The sequence below is a fragment of the Sphingomonas endophytica genome (assembly GCF_001476895.1).
GTDB lineage: Bacteria > Pseudomonadota > Alphaproteobacteria > Sphingomonadales > Sphingomonadaceae > Sphingomonas > Sphingomonas endophytica_A.
Window position 1 is genome coordinate 1 of record NZ_LDTB01000102.1, and the last position, 682, is coordinate 682.

Sequence of the window (682 nt, forward strand, 5' to 3'; positions counted from 1 at the left end):
CGCGGGCAGCGTCAGGTTCAGAGGCGCGCGCATACCGGCCGCGACCGCCGGCATCGCGACCTTGCCTGTCGCCACCTCGCGTCCGTCCTCCATGACGGCATAGTCCAGCGTGAAGCGCGACAGGTCGATATGATCGTGCCGGTTGACGACGACATAGCGGTCGCCCGCCCGCTCGAACGCGATCGGCGCATAGACCTTGGCCAGCTCGTGATATTCCGGATCGGGCGTCCGGTCCGACCGGATCACCCCGTCGCCGACCGGGCTGTCGTCGCCATCGGGCACGAAGTCGCGCCCCTGCGCCCAATATTCCCGGCCCTGCGCATCCTTGCGGATGATCGTCTGGTCCACCCAGTCCCACACGAACCCGCCCTGCAACTTCTTGTGCGCGTGGATGACGTCCCAATAATCCTGGAAATTGCCCAGGCTGTTGCCCATCGCATGCGCATACTCGCACAGGATCAGCGGCTGGGTGAATTCGGGCCGCTCGGCATAATCGACCAGTTTCTCGACATCATCGTACATCGGCGCGAAGATATCGACATACGCATTGGTCGGGTGTCGCCACCCGCTCATGCTATGCCCCAGGAAACTGATGAGCCGCGTATTGTCGCGCCCCCGCACCCACTTGGCCGCCGCCTCGAAACTGCTGCCGATCCCGGTTTCGTTGCCCAGCGACCAGAAG

At 64.2% G+C, this 682-nt stretch carries 1 protein-coding gene; it reads right to left on the reverse strand.

All coding sequences use genetic code 11. From position 1 onward, the window contains the following. Positions 1 to 682 (reverse strand): glycoside hydrolase family 2 TIM barrel-domain containing protein (locus tag NS334_RS16150; protein ID WP_241492001.1); only part of this gene is annotated, 682 nt, incomplete at both ends.